The sequence below is a fragment of the Streptosporangium sp. NPDC049248 genome, from assembly GCF_040678965.1.
Lineage (GTDB): Bacteria > Actinomycetota > Actinomycetes > Streptosporangiales > Streptosporangiaceae > Streptosporangium > Streptosporangium fukuiense.
The window spans coordinates 8,422-31,897 of the sequence record NZ_JBFAQY010000057.1 but is presented as its reverse complement, the minus strand read 5'-3'; the positions used below and the strand labels follow the sequence as shown (position 1 = coordinate 31,897).

Annotated in this window: 1 protein-coding gene; it reads right to left on the bottom strand. The window is 70.8% G+C overall.

Annotated features, from left to right (window positions below; translation table 11 throughout):
• A partial coding sequence (locus AB0K21_RS44000; protein WP_364159061.1) for an SDR family NAD(P)-dependent oxidoreductase occupies window positions 1–23,454 on the bottom strand: 23,454 nt, incomplete at its 3' end.
• Window positions 23,455–23,476: the final 22 nt, after the last annotated feature.

Genomic DNA, 23,476 nt, shown 5'->3' with positions numbered 1-23,476 from the left:
CCGCACGTTCTCATACCAGTAACCGGCATCCAACTCCGTACCGTCCAACCACCGCCCGGTCACCGTCGACAACATCGCCACCCGCGCCACCCGCGCCTCCACCCCCGCCAGATCCACCAGCAGATCCTCACGGAACCGCTCCACCTGCGGCGAATGCGCGGCGAAGTCCGCACCGGCCAACTGCCAGCGCATCACCCCCTCAGCCGACAGCCGCCGCTCCAGCACCCGCACAGCCTCCCCGTCACCGGCCACGGTGACCACCCGAGGACCGTTGACCGCCGCGATCGCCACCCGATCCAGCAGACCCTCCTCGGCCAGCACCGCACGCACCCACTCCACCGGCGCCATCACCGACAACATCACCCCGCGCCCCGACAACCGCTCGGCGATCAACCGGCTGCGCAACGCCACCACCCGGGCACCATCGGACAACGACAGGCCACCGGCCACCACCGCCGCCGCGATCTCCCCCTGCGAATGACCCACCACCGCATCCGGACGAACCCCCAACGACTCCCACACCGCCGCCAGCGACACCATCACCGCGAACGACACCGGCTGCACCACATCCACCCGCTCCAACCCCGGAGCACCCTCGCTCTGCCGGACCACCTCCAGCAACGACCACCCCGACCAGTCCACGAACGGCTCCAACGCCGCCGCACACTCCGCCATCCGCCCCGCGAACACCGCCGACTCCTCCAGCAGAGCCGCCCCCATCCCCGCCCACTGTGCCCCCTGACCCGGGAACAGGAAAACCGTCCTGCCCTCGACATCCGCCACACCCTGGACCACACCGGGCACCGGCTCATCCGAGCCGACCACGGCCAGCCCCGCCAGCAGACCCGCACGATCCCCGCCGACCACCACCGCACGGTGGTCGAACACCGACCGCGACGACACCAGCGAGAAGCCCACATCCACCGGGTCGAGATCGCTGACTACATCGAGGTGCGCGCCCAGACGGCGTGCCTGCCCACGCAACGACTCCTCGGACTTGCCCGACACCACCCACGGCACCACCCCCGGCGCCTGGCCCTGGTCACGCGGCTCCGCCTCAGCAGGCTCCGGCCCCTGCTCCAGGATCACGTGCGCGTTGGTGCCGCTGATCCCGAACGACGACACTCCCGCCCGACGCGGACGGCCGGCCTCCGGCCACACCCTGGCCTCGGCCAGCACCTCCACCGCACCCATGGACCAGTCCACATGCGACGACGGCGCATCCACGTGCAACGTCCTGGGTAGCACCCCGTGCCGCATCGCCATGACCATCTTGATCACACCCGCCACACCCGCGGCGGCCTGGGTGTGGCCGATGTTCGACTTGATCGACCCCAGCAGCAACGGCCGATCCCGGTCCTGACCGTAGGTGGCCAGCAGCGCCTGCGCCTCGATCGGGTCACCCAACGTGGTACCGGTCCCGTGACCCTCCACCGCGTCCACCTCGACCGGGTTCAAGCCCGCGACGGCGAGCGCCTGGCGGATCACCCGCCGCTGAGACGGACCGTTCGGCGCCGTCAACCCGTTCGACGCACCGTCCTGGTTCACCGCCGAGCCGCGCACCACCGCCAACACCTCATGGCCGTTGCGGCGCGCGTCCGACAGCCGCTCCAGCACCAGCATGCCCACACCCTCGGACCAGCTCACCCCGTCCGCCGCGTCCGCATAGGACTTGCACCGGCCATCATCGGCCATCGCACCTTGTGCGCTGAAACCGATGAACGCTCCCGGGGTGGCCATCACGGTCACACCACCGGCCAGCGCCAGAGTGCACTCACCCGAACGCAGCGCCTGCGCCGCCATGTGCATCGCCACCAGCGACGACGAACACGCGGTGTCCACCGTCACCGCCGGGCCCTCCAAGCCCAGCGCGTACGAGACCCGGCCGGTCGCGACACTGCCCGACGTACCGGTGCTGATGAAGCCCATCGCCTCCAGCGGGAGATCGGCGCTCGTCGCGTAGTCGTGGTACATCAGTCCGGCGAACACCCCCGTGTGGCTGCCCCGCAAGGAGGTCGGGTCGATCCCGGCCCGCTCGAAGGCCTCCCAGGACGTCTCCAGCAGCAGTCTCTGTTGCGGGTCCATCGCGAGCGCCTCACGCGGCGAGATCCCAAAGAACCCCGGGTCGAACTCCCCGGCCTCGTGCAGGAACCCGCCCTCGCGCACATAGTTGATGCCCTGACTCTCCCGATCCGAGCTGTAGAAGGTCGCCAGATCCCAGCCTCGCGTCGTCGGGAACGGCGAGATCCCGTCCCCGCCCTCGGCCACCAACCGCCACAGGTCCTCCGGCGATTCGACCCCACCCGGATAACGGCAGGCCATGCCCACGATCACGATGGGGTCATCGGCCACCGGCCGGACCTCGGTGGGAGCCACCACATCGGCGTTCTCACCGAGCAGCTCGGCCAGCAGGAAGTCCGCCAGCACGGCCGGTGTCGGGTAGTCGAACACCAGCGTGGACGGCAACCGCAACCCGGTCACCACATTCAGCCGGTTGCGCAGCTCAACAGCGGTAAGGGAGTCGAAGCCCAGCTCGCGGAACTCCCGCCGCACCTCCACCGCGTCGGGTGAAGCATGTCCCAAGACCACGGCCGCCTCGATGCGCACCAGGTCCACCAGGACTTCGACACGCTCGGCCGCTGTGAGCGGAGCCAGCCGCCCCAGCAACGTCGCCACCACCGAACCCGACGCCGCCGACCGCCGCCCACCCCGCACCAACCCGCGCAACAACGCCGGCACCTCGCCAAAACCACGCATCGACGGCAGATCCAGCCTGACCGGAACCAACACCGCATGCTCAAGCGCGACCGCCGCCTCGAACAACGCCAAACCCTGCTCCACCGACAGCATCGGCATACCCGTACGGGTGATCCGCCGCATGTCGGCGTCACTCAGCGTGCCGGTCAATCCGGTCTCCTGGGTCCAGGCCCCCCACGCCAACGACAACGCGGGCAACCCCTCGGCCCGCCGCAACTGAGCCAGCGCGTCCAAGAACGTGTTCGCCGCCGCGTAGTTGCCCTGCCCCGCCGCACCCATCACCCCGGCCAGCGAGGAGAACACCACGAACGCCGCCAGATCCAGGCCCCGGGTCAGCTCATGCAGATGCCAGGCCGCATCCACCTTCGGCCGCAACACCGCGTCCAGCCGCTCCGGCGTCAACGACGGAATCGTCCCATCGGCCAGCACACCCGCGGTGTGAACGACCGCGGTCAGCGGATGGTCGGCATCGATCCCGGCCAGCAGCGCCGCCACCTGATCCCGGTCGGCCACATCACACGCGACGATCTCGACCTCGACACCGTGCGCGATCAGCTCCGCCCGCAACTCCACCGCACCCGGGGCGTCCAACCCTCGGCGGCCGGCCAGCAGCAGATGCCGCATCCCGCGCCGGGCCACCAGATGCCGGGCAACCTCCGCGCCCAGGCCGCCGGTGCCACCGGTGATCAGCACCGTCCCGTCCGGATCCCACGGCCGCCCCGCCTCCTCGGCCGGTGCCACCCGGGCCAGACGAGGCACCCGCACCCCACCCTCACGGACCGCCGCCTGCGGCTCCCCACCGGCCAGCACCGCAGCCAGCGACGACGAGGACAACTCCGCGTCCACATCGACCAGCACGAACCGGCCCGGGTTCTCCCACTGCGCCGACCGCACCAGACCCCACACCGCCGCAGCCGCCAGATCAGCGACCACCTCACCCTCCCGCGCCTCGACCGCACCCCTGGTCACGAACACCAGCCGCGAAGCCTCGAACCGCTCATCGGCCAACCACCCCTGCAACAACCCCAGGACACGCGCGACCAGCTCGTGAGTCGACCCCACCACGCCGGTGCTCTCGGAGGAACCGATCGTGAACGTCACCACGTCCGGCACCGACTCCAGCGCGGCGAGATCCCCGCTCAGCTCGACCACACTCGCACCGCTCTCCACGTCCGGCACCTCCGCCAGCGCGGTCCACTCCAGCCCGAACAACGAATCCCGCTCCACACCACGACCACCGCCGACAAGTTGGTCGGGCGAGAACGGGCGCAACACCAGCGACCGCGCCGACACCACCGGCTCTCCGGCCGCATCCACCGCGACCAGCGACGCCGAATCCTCGCCCACCTTGGCCAGCCGGACCCGCAACACCGCCGCACCACCCGCGTGCAGGCTCACCTCCTGCCAGGAGAACGGCAACCGGCCGCCCTCGGCATCGTCCAGCCCCACAAAGGCCACACCATGCAGCGCCGCGTCCAGCAACGCCGGATGCACCCCGAACGAACCCGCACTCGACGTCACCTGCTCGGGCAGCGCGACCTCGGCGAACACCTCACCACCGGCACCGTGCCAGGCCGCCCGCAACCCCTGGAACACCGGACCGTAACCCAACCCCCGAACGGCCAGCTCCTCGTACAACCCGTCCAGCTCGATCGCGGTCGCCCCGACCGGTGGCCACACCGTCGCATCGAACGACGCGGCGGCCCGGCCACCCATGGCCAGCGTGCCGGTCGCGTGCCGCACCCACGGCACCTCCTCCCCGGCCTGCGCCGGCCGGGAATAGACCCCCAAAGCACGCCGACCGGTCTCCTCCGGCGCCCCCACCGCGATCTGAACCACAACCGCGTCATCCGCACCCAGCACCAGCGGAGCCGCCAGCGTCAACTCCTCCACCAGATCACAACCGGCCTGATCCCCCGCCTGAATCGCCAGCTCCAGGAACCCGGTCCCCGGGAAGAACACCATCCCGGCCACCATGTGATCGGCCAGCCACGAATGGGTCCGCAGCGAGATACGCCCGGTCAGCACCACCCCATCGGAATCGGCCAGCCCGACCGTCGCACCCAGCAGCGGATGCCTCGTCGCGGCCAGGCCCAGAACACGGGCATCACCGCTCTGCCTGGGGTTCGGCCAGAACGACCGGTGCTGGAAAGCGTAGGTCGGCAGATCGACCCGGCGCCCACCCGGCAGCACCGCACGCCACTCCACCGGCACCCCACGCACATACAGCTCGGCCAGCGCCGTCATGGACACGGTCCGCTCGTCGCGGTCCTTACGCAACATCGGCACGAACACCGCATCCGACCCGGGCACCTCCGCGCCGGCGGCCAAGGTATCGGCGGCCATGGCACTCAGCACCCCGTCAGGGCCCAGCTCCAAATACGCCCGCACGCCCCGCGCGTGCAGGGCGCGGACCCCGTCGGCGAAGCGGACCGCGCCACGGACCTGGTCCACCCAGTAGTCCGGCGAGCACACCTGCTCGGCCGAGGCCACCTCCCCGGTCAGGGTGGACACGATCGGGATCCTCGGCGGGCCGTAGGTGAGCCTGCTCGCCAGGGCACGGAAGTCTTCCAGCATCGGCTCCATCAACGGCGAATGGAACGCGTGCGACACCCGCAACCGCTTCACCCGAACCCCCCGCTCCTCCAGAGCGGCGGCCACTTCCAGCACCGCCTCCTCCACCCCGGAGACCACCACCGAGGCCGGACCGTTGACGGCGGCGATCGACACCTCCTTCTCACGCCCGGCCAGCAGCTCGACGACCTCCTCCTCGGAGGTCCGCACCGCCACCATCGCCCCACCTTGCGGCAACGCCTGCATCAACCGCGCCCGACCCGCCACCAACGCGCACGCGTCACTCAGCGACAGCACCCCCGCCACATGCGCCGCGGTGATCTCTCCGATCGAGTGGCCGGCCAGCACGTTCGGCCGCACCCCCCACGAGGACACCAGCCGGAACAGGGCGGTCTCCACCGCGAACAGCGCGGGCTGCGCCCACCCCGTCTGATCCAGCGCCTCCGCCTCGGCCGAACCAGGCTCGGCGAACAACACCTCCCGCAACGAACGACCCCGGTAACGCCCCGCCCGCTCAGCCGCCTCGCTGTCCGTCCCCTCGATCGGCTCCCGGTCAAACCTCTCCAGCAGCGGGTCCAGCTCCGCGATCACCTCGTCCAACGCCGTCGCGAACACCGGGAAACGGCCGTACAACTCCCGGCCCATCCCGGCCCGCTGGCTACCCTGACCGGTGAACAACACCGCGAGCTGCTGCGTCGCGGCCACCCCGCGCACCACACCCGCGCCCGGCAAGTCCTCGGCCAGCGCACCCAGCCCGGCCAGCACCCCATCACGGCCATCGGCCAGCACCACCGCCCGATGCTCGAACGCCGACCGCATCGTGGCCAGCGAGAACGCAACATCGACCAGCGCGGCACCGCTTTCCTCCAGGTGCGAGACCAACCGCCCGGCCTGCGCCCGCAACGCCTCCGCCGTACGGGCCGACACCAGCACCGGCACCACACCCGCGGCCGGCGCCTCGTCCGGCGCCGCCGTTCCCGCCTCGATCGGCGGAGCCTCCGGCCCCTGCTCCAGGATCACGTGCGCGTTGGTGCCACTGATCCCGAACGACGACACCCCCGCCCGACGCGGACGATCCGTCTGAGGCCAGGGCGTGGTCTCGGTCAGCAGCTCCACCGCACCCGACGCCCAGTCCACGTGCGACGACGGCTCGTCCACGTGCAGCGTCCTGGGCAGGACCCCGTGCCGGAGAGCCATGACCATCTTGATCACACCCGCCACACCGGCCGCCGCCTGCGTGTGACCGAGGTTCGACTTGATCGACCCCAGCAGCAGCGGACGGTCCTCCGGCCGGTCCTGGCCGTACGTCGCCAGCAGCGCCTGCGCCTCGATCGGGTCACCCAGCCGGGTGCCGGTGCCGTGCGCCTCCACCGCGTCAACCTCGACCGGCGACAAACCGGCGCCGGCCAGCGCCTGGCGGATCACCCGCTGCTGCGAGGGACCGTTCGGCGCGGTCAGGCCGTTCGACGCACCGTCCTGGTTGATCGCCGAGCCGCGCACCACCGCCAGCACCTCATGGCCGTTGCGGCGCGCGTCCGACAGCCGCTCCAGCACCAGCATGCCCACGCCCTCGGAATAGCTCGTGCCGTCCGCCGCGTCAGCGAAGGACTTGCACCGGCCATCGCCGGCCAGCCCACCCTGCGCACTGAAACCAATGAACACCCCCGGCGTGGCCATCACCGTCACCCCACCCGCCAACGCCAGATCACACTCACCCGAACGCAGCGCCTGCGCCGCCATATGCGTCGCCACCAGCGACGACGAACACGCCGTGTCCACCGTCACCGCCGGCCCCTCCAACCCCAGCGTGTAAGAGATCCGGCCGGTCGCGACGCTGCCCGCCGTACCGGTGCCGATGAAGCCCATCGCCTCCGGCGGGAGGTCGACGCTCATCCCGTAGTCGCCATACATCACACCGGCGAACACACCCGTATGGCTGCCTCGCAGGGAAGTCGGGTCGATTCCGGCCCGCTCGAAGGCCTCCCAGGACGTCTCCAGCAGCAGTCTCTGCTGCGGGTCCATCGCCAGCGCCTCACGCGGCGAGATCCCGAAGAACCCCGGGTCGAACTGTGTGGCGCTCTCCAGGAAACCGCCCTCGAGCACATAGCTGGTGCCCGGGCTCTCCCTATCCGGGTTGTACAGCGCCCCGAGATCCCAGCCTCGCGTGGTCGGGAACTCACCGATCCCGTCCCCGCCTTCGGCCACCAACCGCCACAGATCCTCCGGCGATTCGACCCCGCCCGGATAACGGCAGGCCATGCCCACGATCACGATCGGATCGTCCGCCACCGGCACCACGGACGCGGGGATGATCACGTCGGCCTGCTCGCCGAGCAGCTCGGCCAGCAGGAAGTCCGCCAGCACGGCCGGTGTCGGGTAGTCGAACACCAGCGTGGACGGCAACCGCAACCCGGTCACCACATTCAGCCGGTTGCGCAGCTCAACAGCGGTAAGGGAGTCGAAGCCCAGCTCGCGGAACTCCCGCCGCACCTCCACCGCGTCGGGTGAAGCATGTCCCAAGACCACGGCCGCCTCGATGCGCACCAGATCGACCAGGACCTCGACACGCTCGGCCGCTGTGAGCGGAGCCAGCCGCCCCAGCAACGTCGCCACCACCGAACCCGACGCCGCCGACCGCCGCCCACCCCGCACCAACCCCCGCAACAACGCCGGCACCTCGCCAAAACCACGCATCGACGGCAGATCCAGCCTGACCGGAACCAGCACCGCATGCTCAAGCGCGACCGCAGCCTCGAACAACGCCAAACCCTGCTCCACCGACAGCATCGGCATACCCGTACGGGTGATCCGCCGCATGTCGGCGTCACTCAGCGTGCCGGTCAATCCGGTCTCCTGGGTCCAGGCCCCCCACGCCAACGACAACGCGGGCAACCCCTCGGCCCGCCGCAACTGAGCCAGCGCGTCCAAGAACGTGTTCGCCGCCGCGTAGTTGCCCTGCCCCGCCGCACCCATCACCCCGGCCAGCGAGGAGAACACCACGAACGCCGCCAGATCCAGGCCCCGGGTCAGCTCGTGCAGATGCCAGGCCGCATCCACCTTCGGCCGCAACACCGCGTCCAGCCGCTCCGGCGTCAACGACGGAATCGTCCCATCGGCCAGCACACCCGCGGTGTGAACGACCGCGGTCAGCGGATGGTCGGCATCGATCCCGGCCAGCAGCGCCGCCACCTGATCCCGGTCGGCCACATCACACGCGACGATCTCGACCTCGACACCGTGCGCGATCAGCTCCGCCCACAACTCCACCGCACCCGGGGCGTCCAACCCTCGGCGGCCGGCCAGCAGCAGATGCCGCACCCCACGCTCGGCCACCACATGCCGAGCCAGATGCCCACCCAGACCACCCGTCCCACCAGTGATCAACACCGTCCCCTCAGGCTCCCACGCCCCTCCGGCCTCCTCCCCGGGCGCCACCCGCGCCAGACGCGGAACCCGCACCCCACCCTCACGCACCGCCACCTGCGGCTCACCAGAGGCCAGGACCCCGGCCAGCACGGGCGAGGAAAGCTCACCGTCGACATCGACCAGCACGAACCGGCCCGGGTTCTCCCACTGCGCCGACCGCACCAGACCCCACACCGCCGCGGCCGCCAGATCGGCGACCACATCGCCTTCCCGCGCCTCGACCGCACCCCGGGTGACGAACACCAGCCGCGAAGCCTCGAACCGCTCATCGGCCAGCCACCGCTGCAGCAGGCCCAGGACACGCGCGACCACCGCGTGCGTCGACTCCACCACACCGCTGTCCTCGAACGAACCGACGGCGAACGTCACCACCTCCGGCACCGAATCCAGCGAGGCGAGCTCTCCGCTCAGCTCGACCACCCCCACACCGGACTCCGCACCCGCCACCTCCGGCAGCGAGATCCAGTCCACCCCGAAAAGAGAGTCCCGCTCCACACCACGGCCACCACCGGCGCCAACCAGCTGCTCAGGAGAGAACGGACGCAACACCAGCGACCGCGCCGACACCACCGGCTCCCCGGCGGCATCCACCGCCACCAGCGACACCGCATCCTCACCCACCTTCACCAACCGGACCCGCAACAACGCCGCCCCACCCGCGTGCAGGCTCACCTCTCCCCAGGAGAACGGCAACCGCGTACCCGCCGCAGCGTCCAATCCGGCAAAGCCCACCGCGTGCAACACCGCGTCCAGCAACGCCGGATGCACCCCGAACGAGCCCGCACCCGACGCCGCCTGCTCGGGCAGCGCGACCTCGGCGAACACCTCGCCGCCGGCACCGTGCCAAACCGCCCGCAGCCCCTGGAACACCGGACCGTAACCCAACCCCCGAACGGCCAGCTCGTCATACAGCCCGTCCAGCTCGATCGCGGTCGCACCCGCCGGAGGCCACACCGACGCGTCGAACGGCACGGCGACCCCGCCACCCGTGGCGAGCGTGCCGGTGGCATGCCGCACCCACGGCACATCCTCACCGGCCGACGCCGACCGGGAATAGACGTTCACAACACGCCGACCACTCTCCTCCGGCGCACCCACCGCGATCTGCACCACAACCGCGTCATCCGCACCCAGCACCAACGGCGCGGCCAGCGTCAACTCCTCCACCACGTCACAACCGACCTGATCACCCGCCCGGATCGCCAGCTCAAGGAAACCGGTACCCGGAAAGATCACCATCCCGGCCACCGCGTGATCGGCCAGCCACGGATGCGACGAGAGCGACAGGCGACCCGTCAGCAGCACCCCGTTGGAGTCGGCCAGGCCCACGGCGGCGCCCAGCAGTGGATGGTCCGCTGTCGCCAGCCCCGCCGCGGCCACATTCCCCACCTGGGAACCCGCCCTCGCGGGCCAGTACCACTGGTGCTGGAAGGCATAGGTGGGCAGGTCGACCCGACGACCACCCGCCAGCACCTGCCGCCAGTCCACCGCCACACCACGCACGAACAGCTCCGCCGCCGAGACCAGCACCCGCTCCAAGCCGCCATCGTCGCGGCGCAACGTCCCGGCGATCACAGCGGTGGCATCCGCCTCCTCTACACACTCACCGATACCGACCGTCAGCACCGGATGCGCACTCACCTCCACGAACACCCGATACCGCTGCTCCAGCAGCTGCCCGACCGCCGGAGCGAAGGCGACCGTGCGGCGCAGGTTCTCACACCAGTACCCGGCCTCCAGCTCCGGACCCTCCAGCCACTGACCGGTCACCGTCGACAGCATCGGCACCCGCACCGGCCCCGGCGCCACCCCCGCCAGGACCTGGGCCAGCTCATCACCGATCAGATCCACCTGCGCCGAATGCGAGGCGTAATCCACCGCGATCCGCCGCACCCGCACCCCCTCGGCGGCAAGACGCTCGACCAGCTCCTCCACCGCCGCGACCTCACCGGCCACCACCACCGAACTCGGGCCGTTCACCGCCGCCACCGACACCCCCTCCAGCAAAGCGGCCCCAACCCGCTCCACCGACGCCGCCACCGACGCCATCGCCCCCAACCCCGCCAACCGCTCACCGATCAACCGGCTGCGCAACGCCACCACCCGCGCCCCGTCCTGCACCGACAACGCCCCGGCCACCACCGCCGCCGCGATCTCACCCTGCGAATGACCCACCACCGCATCCGGACGCAACCCCAGCGACTCCCACACCGCCGCCAGCGACACCATCACCGCGAACGACACCGGCTGCACCACATCCACCCGCTCCAACGACGGAGCACCCTCGCTCTGCCGGACCACCTCCAGCAACGACCACTCCACGAACGGCTCCAACGCCGCCGCACACTCCGCCATCCGCCCCGCGAACACCGCCGACTCCTCCAACAACCGCGCACCCATCCCCACCCACTGCGCCCCCTGACCCGGGAACACCCACACCGACTTCCCGGCGACGTCCGCCACACCCTCAACCACACGAGACACCGACTCACCCGAGGCCACCGCACCCAGCCCCGCCAGCAACTCACCGCCGTCACGCCCGACCACCACGGCCCGGTGCTCGAACACCGACCGCGACACCACCAGCGACGACCCCACATCCACCGGGTCAAGCTCGCCGGCCGCCCGCACATGCGCGAGCAGCCGCCCGGCCTGCGCCCGAACCGCCTCTTCGCTCTTCGCCGAGACCACCCACGGCACCACACCCGTGGCCGGAACCCTGTCCTCTGCCACCGGTGCTTCCGGCCCCTGTTCCAGGATCACGTGCGCGTTGGTGCCACTGATCCCGAACGACGACACCCCCGCCCGACGCGGACGACCCGTGTCCGGCCACTCGACCTGCTCGGTCAGCAGCTCCACCGCACCCGAGGCCCAGTCCACGTGCGAGGACGGCGCGTCCACGTGCAACGTCCTGGGCAGCACCCCGTGCCGCATCGCCATGACCATCTTGATCACACCCGCCACACCCGCCGCCGCCTGCGTGTGCCCCAGGTTCGACTTGATCGACCCCAGCAGCAGCGGCCGATCCTCGTCCCGGTCCTTGCCGTAGGTCGCCAGCAGCGCCTGCGCCTCGATCGGGTCACCCAGCGTCGTACCGGTCCCGTGACCCTCCACCACGTCCACCTCAGCCGGGTTCAAAGCCGCCCCGGCCAGCGCCTGGCGGATCACCCGCTGCTGCGACGGACCGTTCGGCGCGGTCAACCCGTTCGACGCACCATCCTGGTTCACCGCCGAACCCCGCACCACCGCCAGCACCTCATGACCGTTGCGGCGCGCGTCCGACAACCGCTCCAGCACCAGCACGCCCACACCCTCGGCCCAGCTCACCCCGTCGGCCGCGTCCGAATAGGACTTGCACCGCCCGTCGCCGGCCAGACCACCCTGCGCACTGAAACCGATGAACGCCCCCGGGGTGGCCATCACCGTCACCCCACCGGCCAGCGCCAGAGTGCACTCACCCGAACGCAGCGCCTGCGCCGCCATGTGCATCGCCACCAGCGACGACGAACACGCCGTGTCCACCGTCACCGCCGGGCCCTCCAAGCCCAGCGCGTACGAGACCCGGCCGGTCGCCACACTGCCCGCCGTACCGGTGCTGATGAAGCCCATCGCCTCCGGCGGGAGATCGGCGCTCGTCGCGTAGTCGTGGTACATCAGTCCGGCGAACACCCCCGTGTGGCTGCCTCGCAGGGAAGTCGGGTCCATGCCCGCCCGCTCGATCGCCTCCCAGGACGTCTCCAGCAGCAGCCGCTGCTGCGGGTCCATCGCCAGCGCCTCACGCGGCGAGATCCCGAAGAACCCCGCATCGAACTCCCCCGCCTCGTGCAGGAACCCACCCTCACGCACGTAACTGGTGCCCGGCCTCTCCCGATCCGAGCTGTAGAACGTCCCCAGATCCCAGCCTCGCGTGGTCGGGAACGGCGAGATCCCGTCCCTGCCCTCGGCCACCAACCGCCACAGATCCTCCGGCGATTCGACCCCGCCCGGATAACGGCACGCCATCCCCACGATCACGATCGGATCCTCACCCAGGGGCGTGACAGGCACGGGAATGATCGCGTCGGCGTCCTCGCCGAACAGCTCGGCCAGCAGGAAGTCCGCCAGCGTGGTCGGTGTCGGGTAGTCGAACACCAGCGTGGACGGCAGCCGCAACCCGGTCACCACATTCAGCCGGTTGCGCAGCTCAACGGCGGTAAGGGAGTCGAAGCCCAGCTCGCGGAACTCCCGGCGCACCTCCACCGTCTCCGGCGAGACATGGCCCAGCACCATGGCCACCTCGATGCGCACCAGATCGACCAGGACCTCGGCACGCTCGGCCGCTGTGAGCGGAGCCAGCCGTCCCAGCAACGTCGCCACCACCGAACCCGACGCCGCCGACCGCCGCCCACCCCGCACCAACCCCCGCAACAACGCCGGCACCTCGCCATAGGCACGCAACACCGCCGGCTCCAGCCTGACCGGAACCAGCACCGCATGCTCAAGCGCGACCGCGGCCTCGAACAACGCCAGGCCCTGCTCCACCGACAACGGCGGCATACCCGTACGGGACAACCGCTCCAAGTCACCGTCGCTCAGCGTGCCGGTCATTCCGCCGTCCTGGGTCCAGGCCCCCCAGGCCAGCGAGAGCGCGGGCAACCCCTCGGCCCGGCGTTGCTGAGCCAGCGCGTCGAGGAACGAGTTGGCCGCCGCGTAGTTGCCCTGCCCCGCCGCGCCCATGACACCCGACAGCGACGAGTACACGACGAACGCCGCCAGATCCAGGCCCCGGGTCAGCTCGTGCAGATGCCAGGCCGCATCCACCTTCGGCCGCAACACCGCGTCCAGCCGCTCCGGCGTCAACGACGGAATCGTCCCATCGGCCAGCACACCCGCGGTGTGAACGACCGCGGTCAGCGGATGGTCGGCATCGATCCCGGCCAGCAGCGCCGCCACCTGATCCCGGTCGGACATGTCGCAGGCGGCGACCGTGACCTCGACCCCGTGCGCGATCAGCTCCGCCCGCAACTCCACCGCACCGGGAGCATCCAGACCCCGGCGGCCGGCCAGCAGCAGATGCCGCACCCCACGCTCGGCCACCACATGCCGAGCCAGATGCCCACCCAGACCACCCGTCCCACCAGTGATCAACACCGTCCCCTCAGGCTCCCACGCCCCTCCGGCCTCCTCCCCGGGCGCGACCCGCGCCAGACGCGGAACCCGCACCCCACCCTCACGCACCGCCACCTGCGGCTCCCCACAGGCCAGCACCACAGCCAACACCGACGACGACACCTCACCGTCGACATCGACCAGCACGAACCGGCCCGGATTTTCCCACTGCGCCGACCGCACCAACCCCCACACCGCCGCACCCGCCAGATCCGCGACCACCTCACCCTCACACGCCTCGACCGCACCCCGGGTCACCACCACCAACCGCGAATCGGCGAACCGCTCATCGGCCAACCACCCCTGCAACAACCCCAGGACACGCGCGACCACCGCGTGCGTCGACTCCACCACACCGCTGTCCTCGAACGAACCGACGGCGAACGTCACCACCTCCGGCACCGGCCCCGACTCGCCCAACGCCAACAGATCACGATGAACCGCGACCGGCTGCCCGGCCGACTCCCACATCCCCGCAAGACCCACCACCGCCACCGGCGCCAGGTCGGCCGCGAAAACCTCAGAAAGCGCGCTCCACTCCAGCCGGAACAACTCGTTGCGCTCCGCTGCCCGACCACCGCCCACACCGACGAACTGACCAGGCGAGAACGGACGCAGCACCAGCGAACGCGCCGACAACACCGGCTCCCCGGCGGCGTCCACCGCCGTCAGCGTGACCGAATCGGCAGCGGCGCGGCCCAGCCGTACCCGCAACATCGTCGCCCCGGCGGCGTGCAGGCACACCTCACCCCAGGAGAACGGCAACCGGCCGCCCTCGACCACGTCCAACCCCACGAAGGCCACCGCATGCAACGCCGCGTCCAGCAACGCCGGATGCACCCCGAACGAGCCCGCACCCGACGCCGCCTGCTCGGGCAACGCGACCTCGGCGAAGATCTCCCCATCGCGCTGCCATACGGACCGCAGCCCCTGGAACACCGGACCGTAGCCCAGCCCTCCGATGGCCAGGTCCTCGTAAAAACCGTCCAGCTCGATCGCGGTCGCACCCGCCGGAGGCCACACCGACGCGTCGAACGGCACGGCGACCCCGCCACCCGTGGCGAGCGTGCCGGTGGCATGCCGCACCCACGGCACATCCTCACCGGCCGACGCCGACCGGGAATAGACGTTCACAACACGCCGACCACTCTCCTCCGGCGCACCCACCGCGATCTGCACCACAACCGCGTCATCCGCACCCAGCACCAACGGCGCGGCCAGCGTCAACTCCTCCACCACGTCACAACCGACCTGATCACCCGCCCGGATCGCCAGCTCAAGGAACCCGGTACCCGGAAAGATCACCATCCCGGCCACCGCGTGATCGGCCAGCCACGGATGCGACGAGAGCGACAGGCGACCGGTCAGTACCACCCCATCGGAATCAGCCAGTCCAACTGTCGCGCCCAGCAGCGGATGTCCGGCTGCGGCCAGGCCCGCCGCCGCCACGTTCCCCGTACCGGCACCCGCATTGCTACCTGGCCAGAACCACTGGTGCTCGAAAGCGTAGGTGGGCAGGTCGACCCGGCGTCCACCCGGTAGCACCGCCCGCCAGTCGACCGGCACCCCGTGCACGAACAGTTCGGCCAGCGCCGTCATGGACGCCGCCTGCTCGTCGCGATCCTTACGCAGCACCGACACCAGCACGACGTCCGCCCCGTGCATCTCCGCGTCGTCGGCAAGGGTGTCGGCGGCCATGGCGGTCAGCACACCGTCGGGACCGAGCTCCAGGTAGGCCCGCACACCCTGGCCGTGCAGCGTACGGACCCCGTCGGCGAAGCGCACCGCGCCACGCACCTGCTCCACCCAGTAGTCCGGCGAGCACACCTGCTCATCGGTGGCGGGTTCCCCGGTCAGGGTCGAGACCACCGGGATCCGTGGCGCACCGTAGGTCAGCGCCCCCGCCACCGCCCGGAAGTCCTTCAGCATCGGCTCCATCAACGGCGAATGGAACGCGTGCGACACCCGCAACCGCTTCGCCCGAACCCCCCGCTCCTCCAGAGCGGCGGCCACTTCCAGCACCGCCTCCTCCACCCCGGAGACCACCACCGAGGACGGACCGTTCACCGCCGCGATCGACACCTGGTCCTCGCGCCCCGCCAGCAGCCCGGCGACCTCATCCTCCGACGCCGCCACCGCCACCATCGCCCCACCGGCAGGAAGCGCCTGCATCAGCCGCGCCCGTGCCGCCACCAACGCGCACGCGTCACTCAGCGACAACACTCCCGCCACATGCGCAGCGGTGATCTCTCCGACCGAGTGGCCGGCCAGCACATCCGGCCGCACCCCCCACGAGGACACCAACCGGAACAACGCCGTCTCCACCGCGAACAGCGCCGGCTGCGCCCACCCGGTCCGATCCAGCAACTCCGCCTCGACCGACCCCGGCTCGGCGAACAACACCTCGCGCAACGACCCGTCCAGCAGCGGGTCCAGCTCCGCGACCACCTCGTCCAACGCCGCCGCGAACACCGGGAAACGGCCGTACAGCTCCCGGCCCATTCCCGCCCGCTGGCTGCCCTGACCGGTGAACAACACCGCCAGCCTCGGCTCCGCCCCGGCCACCCCGCGCACCACACCCGCGCCCGGCAGGTCCTCGACCAGCGAACCCAGCCCGGCCAGCGCACCATCACGGCCATCGGCCAGCACCACCGCCCGATGCTCGAACGCCGACCGCATCGTGGCCAGCGAGAACGCCGTATCGACCAGCGCGGCACCGCTTTCCTCCAGGTGCGAGACCAACCGCCCGGCCTGCGCCCGCAACGCCTGCCCCGTCTTGCCCGACACCAGCACCGGCACCACACCCGCAGCCGGAACCCGATCCCGCGAAGCGTCCTCCCCTACCGGTGCTTCCGGCCCCTGTTCCAGGATCACGTGCGCATTGGTGCCACTGATCCCGAACGACGACACCCCCGCCCGCCACGGCCGATCCACCCGAGGCCACTCCGTCGGCTCGGTCAGCAGTTTCACCGCACCGGCCGACCAGTCCACGTGCGACGACGGCTCGTCCACGTGCAACGTCCTGGGCAGGACCCCGTGCCGGAGAGCCATGACCATCTTGATCACACCCGCCACACCGGCCGCCGCCTGCGCATGGCCGATGTTCGACTTGATCGACCCAAGCAGCAGCGGACGGTCCTCCGGCCGGTCCTGCCCGTACGTCGCCAGCAGCGCCTGCGCCTCGATCGGGTCACCCAACGTGGTACCGGTCCCGTGACCCTCCACCACGTCCACCTCGGACACCGAGAGCCCGGCGACGGCCAGCGCCTGACGGATCACCCGCCGCTGAGACGGACCGTTCGGCGCGGTCAGGCCGTTCGACGCCCCGTCCTGGTTCACCGCCGATCCGCGCACCACCGCCAGCACTTCGTGGCCGTTGCGTCGCGCGTCCGACAACCGCTCCAGCACCAGCACGCCCACACCCTCGGACCAGCTCACCCCATCGGCCGCATCCGAGAAGGACTTGCACCGCCCGTCCCCGGCCAGCCCACCCTGCGCACTGAAACCGATGAACGCCCCCGGGGTGGCCATCACCGTCACCCCACCGGCCAACGCCAGCGAGCACTCACCCGACCGCAGCGCCTGCGCCGCCATATGCGTCGCCACCAGCGACGACGAACACGCCGTGTCCACCGTCACCGCCGGACCCTCCAACCCCAGCGCGTACGAGACCCGGCCGGTCACCACACTGCCCGCCGTACCGGTACTGATGAAACCCATCGCCTCCGGCGGAAAATCAGCGCTCATCCCATAGTCGTGGTACATCAACCCGGCGAACACCCCCGTGTGGCTGCCCCGCAGGGAAGTCGGGTCCATGCCCGCCCGCTCGATCGCCTCCCACGACACCTCCAGCAGCAGCCGCTGCTGCGGATCCATCGCCAGCGCCTCACGCGGCGAGATCCCGAAGAACCCAGGATCGAACTCCCCCGCCTCGTGCAGAAAGCCGCCCTCACGCACGTAACTGGTTCCTGGGCTCTCCCGATCCGCGCTGTAGAACGTCCCCAGATCCCAGCCCCGTGTCGTGGGGAACGGCGAGATGCCGTCCCCACCCTCGGCCACCAGGCGCCACAGATCCTCCGGAGAGGCCACCCCACCCGGATAACGGCACGCCATCCCCACGATCACGATCGGATCCTCACCCAGGGGCACCACCGCCGCGGGAACCACCACATCGGCGTCCTCACCGAACAACTCGGCCAGCAGGAACTCCGCCAGCCCGGTCGGCGTCGGATAGTCGAACACCAGCGTCGACGGCAACCGCAACCCGGTCACCGCGTTCAGCCGGTTACGCAACTCCACCGCGGTCAGACTGTCGAAGCCCAGCTCACGAAACTCCCGCCGGACGTCCACCGCCGCGGAGTCGGGGTGTCCGAGAACGGCTGCGGCCTGGGTGCGGACCAGGTCGACCACGAACCGGGTCCGGTCGGCCTGCGCCAGTCCGGCCAACTGCCGCACCAACGCCCCTCCGTCGGCCGTACGCGTCAAAGCCGCCGTACGACGGGTGCCCCGCACCAGACCGCGCAGCAACGGCGGCACCAGCGGGGCGGGCATCGCCGGTATGTTCATCAGGACCGGAAGCACCAGCGGCGAGTCCGACCCGATGGCCGCGTCGAACAGGGCCAGCCCCTGCTCGGTGGTGATCGGCGGCAGCCCGGCGGCGGTCACCCTCCGCACATCGGCCTGCGACATGCCCCCGGTCATCCCGGTGGCCTGCGCCCACAGTCCCCACGCCAGCGACAACCCCGGCAACCCCTGCGCCCGACGCCGCGCCATCAACGCGTCCAACCACGCATTCGCCGCCGCATAGTTACCCTGACCCGCACCACCCATCACCCCGGCCAGCGAGGAGAACACCACGAACCCGGCCAGATCAAGATCTGCGGTGAGCTCGTGCAGATTCCACGCCGCGTCCACCTTCGGCCGCAACACCCCATCCAGCCGCTCCGGCGTCAACGAGGCGATCGTCCCGTCATCCAGCACACCCGCGGTGTGGATCACCGCGGTCAACGGATGCTCCTGCTGCACCTCGGCCAGCAGCGCAGCCACCTGATCCCGATCGGCCACGTCACACGCCGCGACCGCGACCTCGACACCGTGCGCGATCAGCTCGGCCCGCAACTCCAGCACACCCGGAGCGTCCAACCCCCGCCGACTCGCCAGCAGCAGATGCCGCACCCCGTGCTCGGCCACCAGATGCCGAGCCACCTCCGCACCCAGACCACCCGTCCCACCGGTGATCAACACCGTCCCCTCGGGATCCCAGGCTCGGACATCACCCTCGCTCAGCGGCATTCTCGCCAGGCGAGGAACACGCACCTCGCCCTCACGCACCGCCACCTGCGGCTCATCCGAGGCCGGCACCGCGAGCACCACATCGCGCAAGGTCGCGAGCGAGGACTCCTGATCATCCAGGTCGACCAGGACGAACCGGCCCGGGTTCTCCGACTGCGCTGACCGCACCAGGCCCCACACCGCCGCGGCCGCCAGATCAGCGACCACCTCACCCGCACCCTCGCCCGCGGCCACCCCACCCCGCGTGACGACCACCAACCGCGAACCGGCACACCGCTCATCGGCCAGCCATCCCCGCAGCAGCTCCAGCACCCCAGCTGTCACCGCATGCGTCGAGGCCACCACATCCCCTGCCCGCCTGGTCACGACCTCCGCCAGCACCACCTCCGGCACCGGCCCCGCCTCAGCCAGCGCCGACAGATCATGATGAACCGCGATCGGCCCGTCGGCCGACTCCCACATCGCCGCGAAACCCAGCGTGTCCGGCTCGAACCCCGCGAAACCGACCGTTGCCACCGGTACCGAATCGACCATGGGGAGCTCCGGCAGCGGAGTCCACTCCAACCGGAACAGCCCGTTCCCCGCCGTCGCCCGCCCCCCACCCGCGGCGACCAGTTGGTCAGGCGCGAACGGTCGTAGCACCAGCGAGCGCGCCGACAGCACCGGCTCCCCGGCGACGTCCACCGCGACCAGCGACACCGAGTCGGCAGCGGTCCGGATCAGCCGCACGTGCAGCATCGCCGCCCCGGTGGCGTGCAGGCTCACCTCTTCCCAGGAGAAGGGCAACCGCGTACCCGCCTCGGTGTCCAGCCCGGCGAAGGTCACCGCGTGCAGCGCCGCGTCCAGCAGCGCCGGATGCACTCCGAACGAACCCGCGTTCGAGGCCGCCTGCTCGGGCAGCGCGACCTCGGCGAACACCTCACCACCGGCACCGTGCCAGACCGCCCGCAACCCCTGGAACACCGGGCCATAGACGAGTAGACCTTCGGCCAGCCGGTCATAGAAACCGTCCAGTGCGATCGCGGTCGCGCCGGCCGGGGGCCATACCGCCGCGTCGAACGGCTCGGCGGCCCCGCCGCCCGTGGCGAGCGTGCCGGTCGCGTGCCGCACCCACGGCACGTCCTCCCCGGCCTGCGCCGACCGGGCGTAAATACTCACGCTCCGATGGCCCGACTCCTGGGCGGCGCCCACCGACACCTGCATCGCGACGACGTCCTGCTCACCCAGCACCAAGGGAGTGACCAGGGTCAGCTCCTCGACCAGGTTGCAACCGACCTGGTCACCGGCTCGGATCGCCAGCTCAAGGAACCCGGTCCCCGGGAAGAACACCATCCCGGCCACCGCGTGATCGGCCAGCCAGGGATGCGAGGCCAGCGACAGGCGGCCGGTGAGCAGCACCCCGTCGGAATCGGCGAGCCCGACTGCCGCGCCAAGCAGCGGGTGCCCGGCGGCGGCCAGACCCGCCGCCGCCACGTTCCCCGTACCGGAGCCGGTGCTCTCAGGCCAGAACCGCTGGTGCTCGAAGGGGTAGGTGGGCAGGTCGACCCGGCGCCCGCCCGGCAGCACCGTCCGCCAGTCGACCGGTACCCCGTGCACGTGCAGCTCGGCCAGCGCCGTCATCACCGCCATCCGCTCGTCCCGATCCCCGCGCAGCATCGGCACCAGCACCACGCCTGTGTCGTACTCATCCACGTCACGGTCGGCGTCCAGAGTGCCGGCGGCCATGGCGGTGAGAACTCCGTCGGGGCCGAGTTCCAGATAGGTTCGCACGCCCCGCGCGTGCAGGGCGCGGACCCCGTCGGCGAAGCGGACCGTGCCACGGACCTGGTCCACCCAATAGTCCGGCGAGCACACCTGCTCGGCCGAGGCCACCTCCCCGGTCAGGGTGGACACGATCGGGATCCTCGGCGGGCCGTAGGTGAGCCTGCTCGCCAGGGCACGGAAGCTCTCCAGCATCGGCTCCATCAACGGCGAATGGAACGCGTGCGACACCCGCAACCGCTTCGCCCGAACCCCCCGCTCCTCCAGAGCGGCGGCCACTTCCAGCACCGCCTCCTCCACCCCGGAGACCACCACCGAGGACGGACCGTTCACCGCCGCGATCGACACCTGGTCCTCGCGCCCCGCCAGCAGCTCGGCGACCTCATCCTCCGACGCCCGCACCGACACCATCGCCCCACCGGCAGGCAGCGCCTGCATCAGCCTGGCCCGCGCCGCCACCAGCACACACGCGTCCTTCAGCGACAGCACCCCCGCCACATGCGCCGCGGTGATCTCTCCGATCGAGTGGCCGGCCAGCACGTTCGGCCGCACCCCCCACGAGGACACCAACCGGAACAGGGCGGTCTCCACCGCGAACAGCGCGGGCTGCGCCCACCCCGTCTGATCCAGCGCCTCCGCCTCCGCCTTGGCCGACCCCGGCTCGGCGAACAACACCTCACGCAACGACCCGCCAAGCAGCGGGTCCAGCTCCGCGATCACCTCGTCCAACGCCGTCGCGAACACCGGGAAACGGCCGTACAGCTCCCGGCCCATCCCCGCCCGCTGGCTACCCTGACCGGTGAACAACACCGCGAGCTGCTGCGTCGCGGCCACCCCGCACACCACACCCGCGCCCGGCAGGTCCTCGGCCAGCGAACCCAGCCCGGCCAGCACCCCATCACGGCCATCGGCCAGCACCACCGCCCGATGCTCGAACGCCGACCGCATCGTGGCCAGCGAGAACGCCGTATCGACCAGCGCGGCACCGCTTTCCTCCAGGTGCGAGACCAACCGCCCGGCCTGCGCCCGCAACGCCTCCGCCGTACGGGCCGACACCAGCACCGGCACCACACCCGCGGCCGGCGCCTCGTCCGGCGCCGCCGTTCCCACCTCGATCGGCGGAGCCTCCGGCCCCTGCTCCAGGATCACGTGCGCGTTGGTGCCACTGATCCCGAACGACGACACCCCCGCCCGACGCGGACGACCGTTCCTCGGCCACTCCGTCGCCTCGGTCAGCAACTCCACCGCACCCGACGCCCAGTCCACATGCGACGACGGCTCATCCACATGCAACGTCCGAGGCAGCACCCCATGCCGCATCGCCATGACCATCTTGATCACACCGGCCACACCGGCCGCCGCCTGGGTGTGACCGAGGTTCGACTTGATCGACCCCAGCAGCAGCGGACGGCCCTCGTCCCGGTCCTGGCCGTACGTCGCCAGCAGCGCCTGCGCCTCGATCGGGTCACCCAGGACCGTCCCCGTACCGTGCGCCTCCACCGCGTCCACCTCGGATACCGAGAGCCCCGCGCCGGCCAAAGCCTGGCGGATCACCCGCTGCTGCGACGGACCGTTCGGCGCCGTCAACCCGTTCGACGCACCGTCCTGGTTCACCGCGGACCCGCGCAGAACCGCCAGGACCTGGTGACCGTTGCGCTGAGCGTCCGACAACCGCTCCAGCACCAGCATGCCCACACCCTCGGACCAGCTGGTGCCGTCCGCCTCGTCGGAGAACGCCTTGCACCGCCCGTCGGGCGCCATTCCGCCCTGCGCGCTGAAACCGACGAACACCATCGGCGACGTCATCACCGTGATACCACCGGCCAGGGCCAGCGAGCACTCCCCCTGCCGCAGCGCCTGCGCCGCGAGATGCAACGTCACCAGCGAGGACGAGCAGGCGGTGTCCACCGTCACCGCCGGACCCTCCAGCCCCAGCGTGTAGGACAGGCGACCCGACAGCACACTGGCCGCCAGACCTGTGACGCCATGGCCCTGCGTGTCCATCTGATTACTCATGATCAGATTCATGTAGTCCTGGCCGTTGGTGCCCACGAACACCCCGGTGTGGCTGCCCTTCAGCGAGACCGGGTCGATCCCCGCCCGCTCGACCGCCTCCCAGGACGTCTCCAGCAGCAGCCGCTGCTGCGGGTCCATCGCCAGCGCCTCACGCGGCGAGATCCCGAAGAACCCGGCATCAAACCCCGCCGCATCCGCAAGGAACCCGCCCTGGGTCTCCCCGTCGAATCCCAGCCCTGACCACATCCCCTGATCCCAGCCTCGATCGGTGGGGAACGAGGAGATCGCGTCCCCACCATCGGCCAGCAACCGCCACAGATCCTCTGGAGAGCCGACCCCACCTGGAAAGCGGCACGACATCGACACGATGGCGATCGGCTCGCGCTTGCCCGACTCCACCTCTTCGAGCCGCCGCCGAGTCTCGTGCAGGTCGGTGGCGACCGACTTGAGGTACTCGACGAGCTTCAGGTCTTCCGACATGGGAGAAGCCCTCCAGGGTGTT